Origin of the sequence: Coprococcus sp. AM97-35 (genome assembly GCF_027697525.1) — a bacterium.
GTDB classification, from domain to species: domain Bacteria; phylum Bacillota; class Clostridia; order Lachnospirales; family Lachnospiraceae; genus Allocoprococcus; species Allocoprococcus comes.
The window spans coordinates 159,357-174,518 of record NZ_JAQESL010000001.1 but is presented as its reverse complement, the minus strand read 5'-3'; the positions used below and the strand labels follow the sequence as shown (position 1 = coordinate 174,518).

General features: G+C 43.5%; 13 protein-coding genes. 11 read left to right on the top strand and 2 right to left on the bottom strand.

Features of this window, described 5'->3' with window-relative positions; translation table 11 throughout:
* The first annotated feature begins 20 nt into the window (after positions 1-20).
* The 7 genes from pelF (at position 21) to PG840_RS00800 (ending at position 7,554) form a co-directional block, all read left to right on the top strand.
* Positions 21-1,445, top strand: a complete 1,425-nt coding sequence (gene pelF, locus PG840_RS00830; protein ID WP_330663197.1) for a GT4 family glycosyltransferase PelF — start codon at positions 21-23, stop codon at positions 1,443-1,445.
* Complete coding sequence (gene pelG / locus PG840_RS00825; RefSeq protein ID WP_270205087.1) at positions 1,426-2,895, top strand: exopolysaccharide Pel transporter PelG; 1,470 nt, start codon at positions 1,426-1,428, stop codon at positions 2,893-2,895. The genes pelF and pelG overlap by 20 nt, the downstream gene beginning before the upstream one ends.
* Complete coding sequence (locus PG840_RS00820; protein WP_270205086.1) at positions 2,882-4,660, top strand: CotH kinase family protein; 1,779 nt, start codon at positions 2,882-2,884, stop codon at positions 4,658-4,660. Before pelG ends, PG840_RS00820 begins: the two co-directional genes overlap by 14 nt.
* Positions 4,650-5,399 (top strand): polyphosphate polymerase domain-containing protein, encoded by a 750-nt coding sequence (locus PG840_RS00815; RefSeq protein ID WP_195502002.1) that lies wholly within the window; start codon positions 4,650-4,652, stop codon positions 5,397-5,399. The genes PG840_RS00820 and PG840_RS00815 overlap by 11 nt, the downstream gene beginning before the upstream one ends.
* Positions 5,396-6,067, top strand: coding sequence for a DUF4956 domain-containing protein (locus PG840_RS00810; protein ID WP_055282628.1), 672 nt, complete (start codon positions 5,396-5,398; stop codon positions 6,065-6,067). The genes PG840_RS00815 and PG840_RS00810 overlap by 4 nt, the downstream gene beginning before the upstream one ends.
* Before the next feature lie 93 nt (positions 6,068-6,160).
* A complete protein-coding gene (locus PG840_RS00805) occupies positions 6,161-6,868 on the top strand; it encodes a helix-turn-helix domain-containing protein (RefSeq protein WP_270613248.1) in 708 nt (235 codons plus the stop codon).
* Between the two features lie 35 nt (positions 6,869-6,903).
* Entirely contained in the window at positions 6,904-7,554 is a 651-nt protein-coding gene (locus PG840_RS00800) for an IS3 family transposase (protein WP_330663212.1), read from the top strand.
* Between the two features lie 159 nt (positions 7,555-7,713).
* Here PG840_RS00800 and PG840_RS00795 read toward each other — a convergent pair whose 3' ends face one another.
* Positions 7,714-8,520 (bottom strand): ABC transporter permease, encoded by an 807-nt coding sequence (locus PG840_RS00795; protein ID WP_022220124.1) that lies wholly within the window; start codon positions 8,518-8,520, stop codon positions 7,714-7,716.
* Positions 8,513-9,280, bottom strand: coding sequence for an ABC transporter ATP-binding protein (locus tag PG840_RS00790; protein ID WP_270205083.1), 768 nt, complete (start codon positions 9,278-9,280; stop codon positions 8,513-8,515). Before PG840_RS00790 ends, PG840_RS00795 begins: the two co-directional genes overlap by 8 nt.
* A gap of 188 nt (positions 9,281-9,468) precedes the next feature.
* On the opposite strand from PG840_RS00790, the gene PG840_RS00785 reads away from it, so the two are divergent.
* The 4 genes from PG840_RS00785 (at position 9,469) to ppk1 (ending at position 15,062) form a co-directional block, all read left to right on the top strand.
* Entirely contained in the window at positions 9,469-10,131 is a 663-nt protein-coding gene (locus tag PG840_RS00785) for an epoxyqueuosine reductase QueH (RefSeq protein WP_055248342.1), read from the top strand.
* Positions 10,132-10,207: 76 nt separating this feature from the next.
* Positions 10,208-11,587, top strand: a complete 1,380-nt coding sequence (argH, locus tag PG840_RS00780; RefSeq protein WP_270205082.1) for an argininosuccinate lyase — start codon at positions 10,208-10,210, stop codon at positions 11,585-11,587.
* A 183-nt stretch (positions 11,588-11,770) separates the two neighbouring features.
* The gene (gene asd, locus PG840_RS00775; RefSeq protein ID WP_008372310.1) at positions 11,771-12,856 is read left to right on the top strand and encodes an aspartate-semialdehyde dehydrogenase; all 1,086 of its coding nucleotides are present in this window, start codon (positions 11,771-11,773) and stop codon (positions 12,854-12,856) included.
* A gap of 100 nt (positions 12,857-12,956) precedes the next feature.
* Entirely contained in the window at positions 12,957-15,062 is a 2,106-nt protein-coding gene (gene ppk1 / locus PG840_RS00770; RefSeq protein ID WP_055248284.1) for a polyphosphate kinase 1, read from the top strand.
* Positions 15,063-15,162 lie beyond the last annotated feature (100 nt).

Below are 15,162 nucleotides of genomic sequence, written 5' to 3'. Positions count from 1 at the left end.
CGACAGATAAGGAGTTAATTGTGAGAATCTGTCTCATATTGGAGGGGTGTTATCCCTACATATTTGGAGGTGTATCCACCTGGATGCACCAGTATATCAATGAAATGAAAGAGCATGAGTTTGTTTTGTGGGTGATTGGGGCAAATGCGAAGGATAAAGGGAAATTTGTCTACGAGCTTCCGAAAAATGTTGTAGAAGTTCACGAGGTCTTTCTGGATGACGCTTTGCGGCTGAAGGATTCTGGAAAAATGCTTCATGCCTTTACAGAGGAAGAGACGAACAGCCTGAAAGAGCTGATGCTGTGTAGACGCCCGAATTGGGAAATCTTGTTTCGGCTCTATCATGACCAGAAGCTGAATCCTATGTCTTTTTTAAGAAGTGAGAAATTCCTGAATATATTGACGGAGTGCTGTATAAAAGATTATCCATATACTCCGTTTGCGGATGCATTTCACACAATGCGTTCTATGCTGCTTCCGGTCCTTTATCTAATGGGAAGTGAAGTGCCCAAGGCAGATGTCTATCATGCAATCTGTACAGGATATGGCGGACTTCTTGCATGCCTGGGCGGGTATGTTTATAGGAAGAAAGTGCTGCTGACAGAGCATGGAATATACACAAGAGAGCGTGAAGAAGAGATCATTCGTGCAAAATGGGTACAGCCGGCATTTAAAAAGCAGTGGATTTCTTTCTTCTATATGCTGTCGGATATTATTTATACGAGAGCGTTTCTAGTCTCAGCATTATTTACCAATGCCATGCATGCACAGATCCAGATGGGATGTGACAAGGAGAAATGTCGTGTCGTTGAGAACGGAATCAACTATGAAAGGCTTTCCCCTATTCCATTGAAAGAGGAAGACGGATGGGTTGACATCGGTGCGATCGTGCGTCTGGCACCGATCAAGGATATCAAGACGATGATCTATGCGTTTTATGAGCTTTGCACGACAAGAGAACATGTGCGTCTCCACATTATGGGAGGCGTCGATGATGAGGAGTATGCGCAGGAGTGTTATGCGCTGGTCGATCAGCTTCATCTGGAAAATGTGATCTTTACAGGACGAGTGGATATCATCTCTTATATGGAGAAGCTGGATTTTACAATTTTGACGAGTATATCGGAAGGACAGCCGCTGTCTGTTTTAGAATCATTTGCTGCAAGGCGGCCTTGTGTGACTACAGATGTAGGATGCTGCAGGGAGCTTCTGAATGGTAACGAGGAGGATCGATACGGAAAAGCAGGATATTGTGTTCCACCGATGTATCGAGAGGGGCTTGCGCAGGCAATGGATCAGATGTGCGCTTCCAGAGCTCGGAGACTCCGCATGGGGGCGAATGCACAGAAACGAGTGAAAGCATATTATCGAAAAGAAGAAATGCTTGAAAAGTACCGGAAGATGTATCAGGAGGTGGAAGAGGCAGATGGCCGGAATCGGATTTGAGTTAAAAAAATTATTCCAGAAGCGCGGACTTGCAGCGACGGCAAAAGCGTATGGGTATGCAGGAGTGATCTGTACAGGTCCGATGCTGCTCGGTATCGTGCTGTTGGTAGGAATCGCTTTTATCTGCGATCATACCGGTGCGACGAGACATAACCGGGAACTTCTGAACTGTATGATTACTTACACACTTCTCGCTTCGTTGACCGTGACCAGTTTTTTCTCTATGGTCGTGACGAGATATATTGCGGACATGCTGTATGAAGAACGCTACGAGGCGGTGCTTTCTTCTTTCTGGGGTTCAACAGCGATCCTGCTTGTAGTCGGCGGAATCATGTATGGGATTTTTCTTCTGTTTTCAGGAATCAATCTGATCGATCAGTTTTTGTGCCTGGAGTTTTTCGGAGAATTGATCGTCACCTGGAATGCGATGAGTTATCTGACAGCGATCAAGGATTACAAAGGGATTCTTATTTCATTTATTACAGCGGTAGCGGTATCATTGTTGGTCGGATTCCTATTGATCCTGATTGGGATTCCACATGTAGAGGCGTTGATGATCGCAGTTACGATCGGTTATGGAATCATGCTGCTTTGGGATGTGACGCTGTTGTACCGTTATTTTCCGCAGAGAGAGATCAGTGCATTTTTCTTTTTACGCTGGGTGGATCAGTTCCTTCCGCTTGCGTTTACAGGCTTGTTCACGAACATCGGACTATTTGCACATCTTGTTATCATGTGGTGCGGACCGATCCGTGTACATGTTCAGGGATTATTTTATGGTGCACCGTATCATGATGTACCTGCGATGATCGCCTATTTGACGATTCTTATTACAACCGTTAATTTCGTTGTATCTGTGGAAGTGAATTTCTATCCGAAATATCGGAATTATTATAGTTTGTTTAATGACAAGGGAGAAATCAAGGATATCCTGCAGGCGGGAAAAGAGATGAGAAAGGTTTTAAACATGGAGCTGAAATATACGGCGTTAAAGCAGCTACTTACAACGGCACTGGCGATTTCGATCGGACAGCTGCTTCTGACATATCTTCCGCTTGGATTTAATGATCTTATGGAAGGATATTTTAGGACACTCTGCGTCGGCTATGGACTCTATGCAATTGCTAACACAATGATGTTGATCTTACTTTATTTTACAGATTACAAGGGAGCATTATTTGCAACAGGAATGTTCGCCGCGTGTACGACGACATTTACCTGTGTGTCTTTATTCTTCCCACAGGTGTATTATGGGTTTGGATTTTTACTGGGAAGTGCAGTGTTCTTTTTGATCTGTACACTGCGTCTTGGATATTTTATAAAAAAACTTCCGTATTATATTTTGAGCGTACAGCCGATTGTGGCAGAGGATAAAACAGGTTTCTTCACACGGCTTGGATGCTTTTTGGAAGAGAAAATAGAGAGGGGAGATAAGCTTGAAAAAATATAGATTACTTGCGTTGGGATGTGCCCTTTTATTAGGAATGTCCTGTTGCCTGACGGGATGTACCACCCCGGAGAAAACAGGGGATACTTCAAAGAAACAGACAGAACAACAGGAAGAGATAAAAAAGGCAGAGACACAGGATATCAACGACGTTCACCTCAGGGATAAGGATAGTCTCTATGAAAATGATGACGAGACAAGTGTTGTGACGATGTATCTCACCGTTTCCCGTGGAAATTCTTCAGAGGGAACGGCTCATACCTGGAAGGAGATTAACAGTTATTCGGCCTATGATTATGACAAGATGGGAGTAGAACGTTACCAGACAGCGGCGCTTCTTCAGGTTGGTGATGAGTCAGGTCCGCAGAGCGGGGAGGTTGGATATGGTGAAAATGTGCCGAATGCTACCGTGCAGATCAGAGGACAGACATCGAGCCGTAATTCGCAGAAAAACTATAAGATTGAGCTGAAGAAGAATAAGGGAACCTGGCGTGGACAGCGCACGATCAATCTGAATAAACATCAGACAGATGGAATGCGTTTCCGTAATAAGCTGTCCTACGATCTTCTGAAAGGGATACCGCAGCTGATGTCACTTAGAACCCAGTTTGTACATTTATATGTAAGAGATCTTACCGAGGGGGACAGCTCAGAATTCCAGGACTATGGATTGTACACACAGGTGGAACAGCTCAACAAGACAGGAATGAAGAACCATGGAATGGATTCGAAGGGACAGTTGTACAAAATTAATTCGTTTGAGTTTTTCCGCTATGAAGATGTAATAAAAAAAGAAGACGATCCGACCTATGACCAGAAAGCCTTTGAAAAGCTCCTGGAGATCAAAGGAGATTCAGATCATACGAAACTGATTCAAATGCTGACAGATCTGAATGATACTTCTCAACCGATTGAGGATATCCTGGATCAATATTTTGACAGAGAGAATCTGACGTACTGGATGGCGTATCAGATACTGACCGGAAATGTGGATACACAGAATCGTAATACATATTTATATAGTCCACAGAATTCAAATATATGGTATCTGATCGCGTGGGATAATGATACCTCTTTCATGAGAACCGAATATAACATTAAAAACCGTTCCGATCAAGGCAGTTGGGAATGTGGAGTCAGTAATTACTGGGGAAATGTTCTCTTTCAAAGATGTCTGCAGTCGGAGGATTTCCGTGAGGAACTTGACGCGGCGATCCAGGATCTGAGATCCTATCTCAGTGTGGATCGGATCAGTAGTATGATAGAGGAATATCGTACAGTTACTCAGAAGTATTTAAATCAGATGCCGGACCAGATGTATGCACCGTTGACTGAAGCGAAGTATGAAACAATTGCATCGGCAATCCCTTCAGAGGTAGAACAAAATTATGAACTTTATAAGGAGAGCCTGGAAAAGCCAATGCCGTTTTTTATCGGAAAACCGGTAATCGAGAGAAATATTTTGAAGTTCAACTGGGACGCATCGTATGACTTTGATGCAGAGACGGTCACTTACACAGTTGAACTGGCAAAAGATTATAAGTTTAATGAGATTGTATTTCGTAAGAATAATATTCAAATTCCGGAAGCGGAGACTACAGTTCCGGCAGATGGTCAGTATTTTGTGCGTGTCCGTGCGACAAATACATCTGGACAGACGCAGGATGCTTTTGATTATTATATAACAGACGCTGGAAAGAATTATGGTATGAAATGTTTCTACATTACAGGCGGCCAAAATGTTGAGGAAGATATTTATGAGGAATGATTTATCAAAAGAACGCTTCCGTAATGAATGGAAATATCTGATCAGTACCAGTGAGAAAGAATTGCTGGAGCTGAGGATGAAGCATTTGCTGAAAAAGGATCCAAATGCAAAGGGAAATGGTTATATGATCCGCAGCCTCTATTTTGAAGATTATTTCAACAGCGCTTATGCGGAAAAGGAATCTGGTGTCCTGATGCGAAAAAAATACAGGATTCGTATTTATGATTGTAGTGACCGTTCGATCAAGCTGGAGCGGAAGAAGAAATTCGGAAGTTATATTTATAAAGAAAGTGCTCCTCTGACAAAGGAAGAATTCTATAAGATCCTTGATGGAGATTATAAATTTTTGTTAAGCAGTCCGTATCCGTTGTGCAGAGAATTTTATGTGGAATGTGTCAGCAATCTCATGCGTCCACGCACGATCGTTGACTATGACCGTGTACCGTGGATCATGGATGAGGGGACAGTCAGGATTACATTTGACAGTGATGTGAGGGCAGCGGTCGGAAGTTATGACATCTTTGATCCGTCCCTTCCGACACTTCCGGTGCTTGAACCGGGGAAACTGGTTATGGAAGTGAAATTCACAGAGATGCTTCCACAGATCGTGCGTGACTTGCTTCCGCCAAATGCACAAGAATTCACAGCAGTATCAAAATATGTACTCTGTTATGAAAAATCGCAGTATTTATATGGATTTGAATATTGGAATGAAACACAGGAGAGAAAACTATTATGAGTATACAAGATATGATTAAGAAGTCGGTGCTGGAATCCGGCGTATTTGACAGCTTTAATGCACCGAAGATGGCAATTTCGCTGATCGTGGCGTTGCTTCTCGGAGCAGTGATCTATATGGTTTACAGCAAGTTTTATGTAGGGGTGATCTTCTCTCGGAGCTTTGCAGTTACGTTGGTCGGCATGACACTTCTCACTTGCATGGTTACTCTGGCAATCAGTACGAATATCGTGATTTCCCTTGGTATGGTCGGTGCATTGTCTATCGTACGTTTCCGTACGGCGGTGAAGGATCCGATGGATCTGCTCTATCTTTTCTGGGCGATCACGACAGGTATCACGACTGGAGCGGGAATGTATCCGTTGGCACTGATTGCAGCAGCGGTTATGATCATTATGATTTATCTGTTTTATCATAAGCAGCAGAAAGGCAGAATCTATATCGCCGTGATCCATTATCAGGGAGATGAAGCCGGTGATGAGATCATCCGCAGCTTTGGCAGAATGAAATACTTCATAAAGTCAAAGACGATGCGTGGGGAGAAAACAGAGATGGCAGTTGAGGTATTCTGTCGGCAGAATGATCTCGATTTCACAGAGAAGATCCGGAAGATCACAAATGTAGAAGATATTACATTGATCCAGTATAATGGAGAGTATCACGGATAAAATGAAAAGACTATAACTGGTTGATTCATTAAGATGATATGCTACCCTCATATAGGACAATGAAATATAAAAGTCCTATATGGGGGTATTTTCATGTTCAGAAAGAGTAAGATAGAACCAGTAGAAAAAGTAAAAATAGTCGAACGCTACCTTGCAGGAGAAATTGGCATACGGCAAGCAGGAAAAGAATTGGGAGTTGATCATCATAGTATTCGAAATTGGATTTCTATTTATCAGTATGATGGACCAACTGGATTACTCAATCAACCGAAAAACAAATCTTATTCAAAAGATTTAAAAATATCTGCTATAAATGATTATCTTAACGGAGAAGGATCTCTTCAGGATATTTGCACAAAATACGGAATTCGTTCACACAGACAGCTTTCCGATTGGATTAAGGTGTATAATTCTGGTGGAATATTAAAAATATCCACTGGAGGTGCTTACATGAAAAAAGCAAAGAACACTACACTTGATGAGAGATTAAAAATAGTAACAGATTGTCTTGCAAATGATAAGAATTATGGTGCAATGGCACTCAAATATGATTGTTCCTATCAACAAGTTCGCAATTGGGTAATACGATACGAAAAGATGGGTCAAGCGGGTCTGGAAGACAGACGTGGACGTCGTATAGCTTCTCTTCCAAGCAGAACACCTGAAGAAGAGCTACGTGACAAGATAGCTGAACTGGAAAGAAGAAATCTAGACTTACAAATGGAGAATGATCTGTTAAAAAAGTCAGAGAACTGGAAAGGAGGGGCCGCTATCTTTAATCCATCGGTTAGCCGAATATGAAGCCATCCAAAAACTAATTAGATGGACATAAAGGAATTCATGTGAATGATAAACGAGTACTTCGTATTTGTAGGAAATACGATATAAAATCAAATATTAAATGGAAACCTAAGAGTTGTACCAGAGGAGACAGAAATCCTGATCACATAGCAAAAAACTATTTACACCGTGAATTTCACGCCGAAAAACCGAATGAAAAGTGGCTTACAGATGTTTCTGAATTTAAATACTACAACGGAATAGAAGTTCATAAAGTTTATCTGAGTGCTATTTTAGATTTATATGATAGAAGGATTGTTTCCTTTAAAATCAGCGATCATAATGATAATCCATTAGTTATGGACACGTTTGATGAGGCTGTTCGTCAGGAGCCAGATGCACACCCATTAGTTCATTCTGATCGAGGCTTTCAATATACAAGCGCACAGTTTTATACTAGATTAAAAAAACATCATATGAAGCAGAGTATGTCTAGAGTTGCCCACTGTATTGATAATGGACCAATGGAAGGGTTTTGGGGAATTCTAAAACGAGAAATGCATTATAAACAGTGTTTTAATGACAGAAGCTCTTTGATTACTGCGATAGCTAATTACATAGATTACTACAACAACCAACGACTTCAAAGAAAACTGCATGTAATGACACCAATGAAATATCATGAGCAATATACAAAAGCAGCATAAAATATCGCCAGCCATAGCATGGCTGACGATACAAAAATTTATTATTTTTTATTGTCCTCTTGACAGGGAGCATACCAGAAATGATCTGAAAAGTATGGTTCCTTTTTGAAAAAGCGAGGGAGAAAGAAGAGACTTTCCCTGTGAAGTTTCTGATAAATATCAGGAAATCTTACACCGGCAAAGATACCACTTCTCGATCAGTCCGATCAGAGCATAGAGCAGCATGGCGATCACGCAGAGGATGCAGATGCTCATCAGCAGCCAGTCGAGCTTGAAGACCTGACTGCCGTAGATGATCATATAGCCAAGTCCTTCCCTGCCGCCGATAAATTCTCCGATGATCACGCCCACCAGACAGAGCCCGATATTGACCTTCATGGTGCTGATGATCGCCGGAATGCAGCTTGGGATCACGACTTTGGAGAGGGCGTGGAGCCGGTTCCCGTGGAGGGTGTAGATCAGCATGATCTTATCCGGGTCGACTTCGGAAAATTCAGAATAAAGATTCAGGATGCTCCCGAAGATTGCAACAGACATTCCGGCAATGATGATGGTTGTGCGGTTTGCGCCGAGCCAGACAATGAGAAGCGGAGCAAGTGCAGATTTTGGCAGACTGTTCAGGACGACCAGATAAGGCTCCAGGATTTCCGAAAGCTTCCGGAAGAGCCAGAGAAGGACGGTGACAAAAAGGCTGAAGAAGATTACCAGAACAAAACTGACCAGAGTTTCGTAAAGGGTTACTCCGATATGGCGGAAAATACTGCCGTCACCGGTCATTTCCAGAAAACACAGGGCAATCCGGGAGGGGCTGCTGAAGATGAAGGAGTCGATGAGTCCTGTATTTGCGGCAAATTCCCAGAGGAAGAGAAAGGCAAGCAGGATGGAGACTCTGGAAACGGCAACGATCCGTTTATGTCGGCGCCGCATATTCAGGTAATGCAGCTGGTTTTTTGAAAGTTCATTCATCCGGGTTCAGCTCCTTCCAGATTAGATTGAAATAAGTCTTAAATTCCGGGGCATTGCGGCGGGCAAGCGGGGAAAGTCCCGGATCAGAAAAGGAAACATTGACCGTTTGCCCGATGGTTGCCGGACGGCTTGTGAGAACAAGGATCCGGTCAGCAAGACTGATCGCTTCAGCAAGGTCATGGGTGACAAGGATCGCTGTTTTTTTCTCTTTTTTGATAATCTGCCCGATATCATCACTGACATTTAATCGGGTCTGATAATCCAAGGCAGAAAAGGGTTCATCCAAAAGCATGATATCCGGCTTCAGGACCAGCGTGCGGATCAGCGCGACTCTCTGGCGCATTCCTCCGGAAAGTTCGGATGGTTTTGCATTTGCAAAGGCATTCAGGCCGTATTGTGTAAGAAGGGCTCTTGCCAGTGCGAGGGAACGGGCAGTCAGTGCATGCTGGATCTCGAGACCGAGAAGAACGTTCTGATAGATGGTACGCCACTCAAGAAGTTCATCCTTTTGCAGCATATATCCGATGCCGGAAGTATTGTCCGGATGATAGCTGCCGTTTATTTTGATGAGACCTTTTTCCGGGGTGAGAAGACCTGCAATCAGGTGGAGCAGTGTAGATTTTCCGCACCCGGAGGGACCGACCAGAGCAATAAATTCCCCTTCGCGGACCGAAAAGGTGATGTCTTTCAGGGCGTAGGTTTCTCCTTCCAGTGTATGGTAAGCATAATGAACGTTTTTCAGTTCCAGTGCATATTGCATGATAATCCTCCAGATACAGAAACGATCATAAGTCTTTTACTTACAGTTTATGAGAAATAAAAAAAAGCGTGTGTGCATCTGGCTGGAATGGAGCGGAAAAAGAAAAACAGAGCAGAAAAGATATTGTGCGAAGAGAACAGCTGCATTATAATAAGAAACAAATCTGCAATATGAGGAGAGATGAACAGATGCAGAAAAAGAATTACCAGAAAGAACTGGATAAAAAGATAGAACAGATCGTATCGGAAAAGAAGGTTCCACGTCTGTTCCTTCACAGCTGTTGTGCACCATGCAGCAGTTATGTGCTGGAATATCTGTCAGAATATTTTGAGATTACGGTGTTTTATTACAATCCGAATATTTTTCCGGAATCTGAATTTGAAAAACGGATCCACGAACAGGAGAAGCTGATCCGTGAGCTTCCGGCGAAACATACGATCCATTTTCAGGCGGGAAATTATGACAGTGAAAAATTTTACGAGATGGCGAAGGGACTGGAGATGATTCCGGAAGGTGGAGAGCGGTGCTTCAGGTGTTATGAGCTCAGACTCCGGGAAGCTGCGAGATTTGCAAAAGAAGGCAGATATGATTATTTCACCACAACCCTTTCCATCAGTCCGCTGAAAAATGCACAGAAGCTGAATGAGATTGGTGAGCGGCTTGCCGGGGAATATGGAGTGGCTTATCTGGTTTCGGATTTTAAAAAGAGAAATGGATATAAGCGTTCAACCGAGCTGTCAAAGATTTACGGACTTTACCGCCAGGACTATTGTGGCTGTATTTATTCCAAAAATCAGAGAGAACGGGAAAAGAAACTTCGGGAGGAAGAGGAAAGTTCTGTGAAAAGTTAAGAGGGGAACTTTACAGAATCCGACATTCTATGGTACACTAAAGCACAGAATTACGTTGAAGAAAAGAGGGAAAGCTATGGCACAGTTATGGGGAGGACGTTTTACGAAAGAAACCGACAAACTGGTTTATAATTTCAATGCGTCCATTTCATTTGATAAACGATTTTATGAGCAGGATATCCAGGGCAGCAAGGCGCATGTTATGATGCTTGCAAAGCAGGGGATCCTGACAGACGATGAGAAGCAGCAGATTCTGGACGGACTGGAAAGCATCCGCAGGGATGTAGAGAGCGGAAAGCTTGAGATTACAGAGGAATACGAAGATATCCACAGTTTTGTAGAGGCAAATCTGATCGACCGGATCGGGGATGCAGGAAAGAAGCTGCATACCGGAAGAAGCCGTAATGACCAGGTTGCACTGGATATGAAGCTTTATACAAGAAGTGAGATCACCGCACTGCAGGGACTGGTTGTGGATATGCTCCGCGAACTTCTTGCGATCATGAAGGACAACACCGAGACGATCATGCCTGGATTTACCCATCTGCAGAAAGCGCAGCCGATCACACTGGCACACCATATGGGTGCTTATTTTGAAATGTTCAAAAGAGACCATATGCGTCTGAAAGATATTTACAAAAGAATGAATACCTGTCCGCTTGGATCCGGAGCACTTGCAGGAACTACTTATGATCTGGACAGAGCATACACCGCAGAGCTTCTCGGATTTGACGGACCGACACTGAACAGTATGGATTCGGTATCGGACCGTGATTATCTGATCGAGCTGATGAGTGCTCTATCTACGATTATGATGCATTTAAGCCGCTTCTCAGAAGAAGTGATCATCTGGAATTCCAATGAATACCAGTTTGTCGATATCGATGACAGCTACAGCACCGGAAGCAGTATCATGCCACAGAAGAAGAATCCGGATATTGCGGAACTTGTTCGTGGAAAGACAGGACGTGTATACGGTGCACTGACTTCGATCCTGACTACAATGAAAGGAATTCCGCTTGCTTACAATAAAGATATGCAGGAGGACAAAGAGCTGGTATTTGATGCCATCGATACCGTGAAAGGATGCCTGGCTTTATTTACCGGAATGCTCGCAACCATGAAGTTCAACAAAGAACGTATGCTGGAAAGCTGCAGACACGGATTTACCAATGCAACAGATGCAGCTGACTATCTGGTAAATCACGGGGTACCGTTCCGTGATGCACATGGAATCGTAGGAAAGCTGGTACTTTATTGCATCGATAAGAAGGTTGCGTTAGATGATATGTCACTGGAAGAATATAAGGAGATCTCTCCGGTATTTGAAGAAGATATTTATGATGCAATCAGCATGGAGACCTGTGTCAATAAGAGAAATACGATCGGTGCACCTGGACCGGAAGCTATGAAAAAGGTGATCGCGCTTCACGAAGCATATCTGGAAGAGTGCTAATCGTTATAAGGAAAATGAGCATTGCTGGTCACAGGTACTGGGAACAGTAACATGAGCGTTAATAAGTAGACATAGTTTTTCAATTGTCAGGGTTGAAAAATGTCGGAAAATGCGCTATGATATACAAATCGCGCGTACAAATGTGCGCATTAAAAAGACAAAACAGGAAATGAGGACATAAAAATGGATCAGAAATTAAGAGTAGGTATTCTTGGTGCAACAGGAATGGTAGGACAGAGATTTATCTCTCTGCTGGAAAATCATCCGTGGTTTGAGGTAGTAACACTGGCTGCAAGCCCGCGTTCCGCAGGGAAGACATATGAAGAAGCAGTCGGAGACCGCTGGAAAATGGACACTCCGATGCCGGAAGCAGTCAAGAAGATCGTTGTACATAATGTCAACGAAGTAGAAGAAGTTGCAAAGACAGTTGACTTTGTATTCAGTGCAGTTGATATGTCAAAAGATGAGATTCGTGCGATCGAGGAAGCATACGCAAAGACAGAGACACCGGTTGTATCTAATAACAGTGCCCACAGATGGACACCGGATGTACCGATGGTAATCCCGGAAGTAAACCCAGAACATTTTGCAGTCATCGAAGACCAGAAAAAGCGTCTTGGAACTACAAGAGGATTTATCGCAGTAAAACCAAACTGTTCGATCCAGAGCTATGCGCCTTGCCTTGCAGCATGGAAAGAATTCGGACCAAAAGAACTGGTTGTTACAACCTACCAGGCAATTTCAGGTGCAGGAAAGACCTTTAAAGACTGGCCGGAAATGGTAGAAAATATCATTCCATTCATTGGTGGAGAAGAAGAAAAGAGCGAGCAGGAACCGCTTCGTGTTCTTGGCAGAGTTGAAAATGGACAGATCGTAAAAGCAGATTCTCCGAAGATCACATGCCAGTGTGTACGTGTACCGGTTCTTAACGGACATACCGCTGCCGTATTTATCAATTTTGAAAAGAAACCAACCAAAGAGCAGCTGATCGAAAAACTGGAAAGTTTCAAAGGCTTCCCGCAGGAAGCAGAGCTTCCGAGTGCACCGAAGCAGTTCATCCGCTATATGACAGAAGACAACCGTCCGCAGGTGAAACTGGATGTAGATTATGAGAACGGAATGGGAATTTCTATCGGACGACTCAGAGAAGATTCCCTTTACGATTATAAATTTATCGGACTTTCCCACAATACAGTCCGCGGTGCGGCAGGAGGAGCTGTTCTCTGTGCTGAGACACTGACTGCAAAAGGCTTTATCACAAAGAAATAGCTTTTGCAGGAAAGTTTAAAAGAAGTTAACTTTTCTTTCTTCTGATTCAGTGGTAGAATGAAATTATACCAGTGTAAAGGAAGAGTGAAGGTGGGCTAATATGAAAAAAGAAATGCAGAACTATACACAGAACAGAGAACTGTCCTGGCTGAAGTTCAATCAGAGGGTACTGGAGGAAGCAAAGGATTCTTCAGTACCCCTTCTTGAAAGAATGAAGTTTGTATCCATTTTTACAAGCAACCTGGATGAATTTTTTATGATCCGCGTAGGAAGCCTGTATGATATGTCGCTTACGGATAACAGCACGATCGACAGCCGTTCGGGGATGAATCCGAAAGAGCAGCTGGATGCAATCTTTGCGGCTGTAGCACCATTGTATAAAGAGCGGGACAAGACTTACTCGGAAATCAAGAAGCTGCTGAATCCATACGGTGTCTGTGGACTATCGATAAAAGAGCTGGAGCAGCAGGAAAAGAAGTATGTGAAAAAGTACTTCAAAGACCAGATCCTACCGATCCTGTCTCCACAGATCGTGGATGCCAATCATCCATTCCCACATCTGCTCAATAAGGAACTGTATGTGATCGCAAGTCTGAAGCAGAATGGAACTTCCATGATTGGAATCGTACCGGTTCCACAGTTTGTGTCAGACATTTTATATCTTCCGGGCCATGATATCCGTTATATTCGTATGGAAAAGGTGATCATGGAATATCTGGATGTGGTGTTCGACAAATACGAGGTATCGAACAAGAATTATATCTGCGTGACAAGGAATGCAGATGTGTCGCCGGACGATGAGGCACTGGAGATCAATGATGATTTCCGCCTGCTGATGCAGGAAACCCTTCACAAGCGCCGCAGAATGGCAGTGGTCCGCATGGAGACAGCGGAGCCGCTGGATAAGGAACTGGAAAAGTATTTCTGTGACAAATTTAAGATCACACCGGCACAGATCTACCGGACCAAGATGCCGATGAAGCTGGATTATATTTTTTCGATTATGGATAAGGTTCCGGCATCGCTGAAACGTTCTCTGATCGACGAACCGTTTACTCCGCAGCCGTCCCGCTATCTGACGGATGGAAAAGTGATTCCGCAGGTAAAGAAAAAAGATATACTTCTTTCTTATCCGTATGAGAGTATGGATCCGTTTCTGCGTATGATCAAGGAAGCGGCTTATGATCCGACCGTTCTTACGATCAGGATCACAATCTACCGTCTGGCAAAGAAGGCACGGCTGGTAGAGTACTTATGTGCAGCGGCCGAGAACGGCAAAGAGGTTACGGTTTTGATCGAGCTGAGAGCCAGATTCGATGAACAGAACAATATTGACTGGTCCGAACGTCTGGAAGAGGCAGGATGCCGTGTGATTTATGGATTTGAAGGTTATAAGGTGCATTCCAAGATCTGTCTGATCACTTACCGGAACCGCAACAATATCGAGTACATTACGCAGGTGGGAACCGGAAACTACAATGAAAAGACAGCGACGATGTATACGGATGTGTCGCTGATCACAGCGGATAAGGGAATCGGAGAGGATGCAGCCGTCTTCTTCAAGAATATGTCCATTGGCAATCTCAATGGAAGCTATCAGCACATTATTGTTTCACCGACCAGTCTGAAACCAAAGGTGCTTTCACTGATGGACGAGGAGATCAAAAAGGGAACGAACGGACGGATCATCATGAAGATGAATTCTGTGACGGATGTAGATTTTATCCAGAAGGTTTCCGAGGCATCGAATGCAGGGGTGAAGGTGGATCTGATCGTCCGTGGGATCTGCTGTATTCTTCCGGGAGTCAAAGGGTACACAGAGAATCTCCGTGTGACCAGTATTGTCGGACGTTATCTTGAGCATCCGCGTATTTTCCTTTTTGGAACCGGAGCGGATCAGAAAATCTATATCGGTTCCGCAGATATGATGACGCGTAATACGGAAAAACGCGTGGAAGTGGCATGTCCGGTTTACGATGAAACTATCAGGAAACAGCTGACACATATGCTGAAGATCATGCTTGCGGACAATGTAAAAGCGCGGGAATTAAAGAGTGACGGCAAATACTACATGAAAGAAAAAGGAACTTCAAAAGTCAATTCCCAGGAATATTTTATGCGTGAAGCAATCACCGTCAGACATCCGGAAGGACGGACAAAACAAAGCTTCGTTGATAAAATCCGGAAGATTTTTCGAAGAAAATAATTTGTTTTATGTTCTGAATATGATATGATAAAAAAGTGGAGCTGGTATCAGCTTCACTTTTTAAACGCTGTGAGAGTTGCTATAGCGTGAAAATACAGGA

Bases quoted from the DNA above. Each gene is read 5' to 3' on its own strand.
- pelG (WP_270205087.1), top strand. From the start codon at position 1,426: ATGGCCGGAATCGGATTTGAGTTAAAAAAATTATTCCAGAAGCGCGGA.
- PG840_RS00815 (WP_195502002.1), top strand. From the start codon at position 4,650: ATGAGGAATGATTTATCAAAAGAACGCTTCCGTAATGAATGGAAATAT.
- PG840_RS00810 (WP_055282628.1), top strand. From the start codon at position 5,396: ATGAGTATACAAGATATGATTAAGAAGTCGGTGCTGGAATCCGGCGTA.
- PG840_RS00805 (WP_270613248.1), top strand. From the start codon at position 6,161: ATGTTCAGAAAGAGTAAGATAGAACCAGTAGAAAAAGTAAAAATAGTC.
- PG840_RS00795 (WP_022220124.1), bottom strand. From the start codon at position 8,520: ATGAATGAACTTTCAAAAAACCAGCTGCATTACCTGAATATGCGGCGC.
- PG840_RS00790 (WP_270205083.1), bottom strand. From the start codon at position 9,280: ATGCAATATGCACTGGAACTGAAAAACGTTCATTATGCTTACCATACA.
- PG840_RS00785 (WP_055248342.1), top strand. From the start codon at position 9,469: ATGCAGAAAAAGAATTACCAGAAAGAACTGGATAAAAAGATAGAACAG.
- argH (WP_270205082.1), top strand. From the start codon at position 10,208: ATGGCACAGTTATGGGGAGGACGTTTTACGAAAGAAACCGACAAACTG.
- asd (WP_008372310.1), top strand. From the start codon at position 11,771: ATGGATCAGAAATTAAGAGTAGGTATTCTTGGTGCAACAGGAATGGTA.
- ppk1 (WP_055248284.1), top strand. From the start codon at position 12,957: ATGAAAAAAGAAATGCAGAACTATACACAGAACAGAGAACTGTCCTGG.